Annotated in this window: 3 protein-coding genes; all 3 read left to right on the forward strand. The window is 28.0% G+C overall.

Annotated features, from left to right (window positions below; translation table 11 throughout):
• Positions 1–215 precede the first annotated feature (215 nt).
• Genes gatB through hisE form a run of 3 tightly spaced genes read left to right on the forward strand, consistent with a single transcriptional unit; the run spans position 216 to position 2,712 of the window.
• Positions 216–1,568 (forward strand): Asp-tRNA(Asn)/Glu-tRNA(Gln) amidotransferase subunit GatB, encoded by a 1,353-nt coding sequence (gene gatB, locus BGI41_RS07610; RefSeq protein WP_088540098.1) that lies wholly within the window; start codon positions 216–218, stop codon positions 1,566–1,568.
• A gap of 19 nt (positions 1,569–1,587) precedes the next feature.
• Positions 1,588–2,409, forward strand: coding sequence for a CBS domain-containing protein (locus tag BGI41_RS07615; protein ID WP_088540099.1), 822 nt, complete (start codon positions 1,588–1,590; stop codon positions 2,407–2,409).
• Positions 2,410–2,421: 12 nt separating this feature from the next.
• The gene (gene hisE, locus BGI41_RS07620; protein ID WP_088540100.1) at positions 2,422–2,712 is read left to right on the forward strand and encodes a phosphoribosyl-ATP diphosphatase; all 291 of its coding nucleotides are present in this window, start codon (positions 2,422–2,424) and stop codon (positions 2,710–2,712) included.
• The last annotated feature ends 33 nt before the right edge of the window (positions 2,713–2,745 follow it).

A 2,745-nucleotide genomic window follows, 5' to 3' on the forward strand; every position in this document is an offset into this window, starting at 1 on the left:
ATATAATTATTAAATTACTAAATTTAAATCTTATAAAAAATTACTATTTTTCTTAAAAATTTAATAAAATAAAAAATCTTAAGAAATCTTTATTAATAAAATAAAATAAAATTAAAATCAGTATATAAAATATATAATCTATTTTAAAATATATTTTATAAAATTTATTTAATTATTAAAAATTCCAAAAACTATTTGGAGGAATTACTATCGAAATGAAATGTGGACTCGAAATTCACGTACAACTTGAGACAAAATCAAAATTATTCTGTAACTGTCCAACAAATTATAAAGAAGCTCCTGCAAACACAAATATATGTCCTGTTTGTTTAAATCAACCTGGAGCTAAACCATTACCTACAAATGAAAAAGCTATTGAAAATGCATTAATGATTTCATTAATGTTAAACTGTAAAATTACAAGAGATACAGCTTATTTCATGAGAAAACATTATGATTACCCAGATTTACCTTCAGGATACCAAAGAACATCTGTTCCTATTGGATATGAAGGAGAATTAAATGGTGTAAGAATTAGGGAAATACATATGGAAGAAGATCCTGGTCAATACAAACCAGATAAAGGTACTGTTGATTTTAATCGTTCAGGAATACCATTAATCGAAATTGTAACTGAACCAGATATGCATTCTCCAGAAGAAGCTCGTAATTTCTTAAAACAATTAATCAGAATTCTTGATTATAGTGGAGGAGCTCGTGGTGAAGGTACTATGAGAGCAGATGTAAACGTTTCTATTGAAGGTGGAAACAGAGTAGAAATGAAAAACATTAACTCCATTAAAGGAGCATATAGAGCTCTTAAATATGAAGTTGTTAGACAGAAAAACAACATGAAAAGAGGTATTGAGATTAAACAAGAAACTAGAGCTTATCTTGAATCACAAATGATTACTGTTTCCATGAGATCAAAAGAAAATGCAGATGATTACAGATTCATCCCAGATCCAGATTTACCACCAATGGAAATTAAAGATGAACAAATAGAAGAAATCTCAGAAACTATGCCTGAAGCTCCATATAACAAAGCTAAAAGATTTGTTAGTGAATATGGAATTGATCAAGAAACTGCAACAGTTTTAACATCAGAACTTGATTTAGCAGATATTTATGAAGAAGTTGCTAAAGAAGTTGATCCAAAATATTCAGCAAACTGGATGAGAGATGAACTTAAAAGAGTTTTAACCTATAATAAAATAACATTTGCAGATAGTGAAATTACTGCTAAAGATATTATAGAACTTATTAACTTACTTTTAAACAAAGAAATTACTGTTAAAGCAGGGCAAAGAATTGTGGAAAAAATGCCTAATAATGAAAAATCACCAAAAGAAATTGGTGAAGAATTAGGATTAATGGGTGTTGTTGAAGAAGATGCAATATTAAATGCTGCTAAAAAAGCAATTGAAGAAAATCCTAAAGCAGTAAATGATTATAAAGAAGGTCAAAAAGCTTCCATTAATTTCCTTGTTGGTCAAGTAATGAGATTCACTAAAGGAAAAGCTGATCCTGGTGAAACTGTAAAAATATTAAAAGACTTAATCGAATAAATATAAAAAAGGTGTTACGATGTCAGATAAAGCTCTTGTAAAAGATTATATGACAAAAAATGTAATTAGTCTAGAGGAAAATACACCTTGTGAGAAAGTAATCCAAATAATGAAAAAAACAGGACACGACGGATTTCCAGTAGTTAATTCTGATGGAAATATAGTAGGCATAATAACCACCTATGATTTATTATTGAAAGATTGGTCTGAAACAATTAAAGAGGTTATGTCAAGAGATGTAGTAATTGCTAGAGAAGACATGGCTCTTAATGATGCTTCTAGAGTAATGTTTAGACAAGGTATTTCAAGAATGCCTGTAGTAAATAAAGACGGTAAACTTAGTGGTTTTTTAACAAACACAGATATTGTAAGATCACATATTGAGAGATCTACACCAACAAAAGTAAATTATTATAAAGAAACATTATCTATGTTATATGATACAAAAGCTACAGTAAAAGAAATGAAAGTACCAATTAAAAACGTTAGACCTACTCAAGATAAAATATATGCTGATGAATTAGATGGAAGAATCTATGAACTTAAAAGAGGATTAGCAGAACCTGCAATTATAGTACATACTGGAAAACGTTGGATTTTAATAGATGGTCACCATAGAGCAGTTGCATCAGTGAAACTTGGATGTAAATATATTGAATCTTATGTTATAACATTAGATAAAGATATAAAACTTGGAGTTGAAAAAACAGCAGATAAATATGGAGTACATAAACTTGAAGATATCCATATAATCAATGATGACCAACATCCACTTATTGCAATAACTGAAAGTATTAAAGAAAACAAAGATAAGAAAATTGTAGGTAAAAAAATTCAATAAACAAGTGGTATAATGACTGATGAAAAAATATTAAGAGAAGTATACGAAGTTTTAGAAGGAAGAAGAGATCATCCTATTGATTCATATACTTCTAATATTATGAAAGATAGCGACAAAAAAGCAGAAGATAAAATTTTAGAAAAAGTTGCTGAAGAATGTGGAGAATTTATTTTAGCTTCCAAAAATGATGAAAATCTTGTTTGGGAAGCAACAGATTTAATATTCCATACTTTACTTTTACTTGTATATAAAGGAGTAGAATTTGATGAAATATTAGATGAATTTGCAAAACGTAGAAAATAAATCTTCTACTTTCATTTTTTTAAAATATTATAA

The organism is Methanobrevibacter sp. 87.7 (genome assembly GCF_002208625.1).
In the GTDB taxonomy this organism is placed as follows: domain Archaea; phylum Methanobacteriota; class Methanobacteria; order Methanobacteriales; family Methanobacteriaceae; genus Methanarmilla.

What these genes read in the sequence shown, in the direction of transcription:
- hisE (WP_088540100.1), top strand. Translation starts at nt 2,422, where the DNA reads ATGACTGATGAAAAAATATTAAGAGAAGTATACGAAGTTTTAGAAGGA.
- gatB (WP_088540098.1), top strand. Translation starts at nt 216, where the DNA reads ATGAAATGTGGACTCGAAATTCACGTACAACTTGAGACAAAATCAAAA.
- BGI41_RS07615 (WP_088540099.1), top strand. Translation starts at nt 1,588, where the DNA reads ATGTCAGATAAAGCTCTTGTAAAAGATTATATGACAAAAAATGTAATT.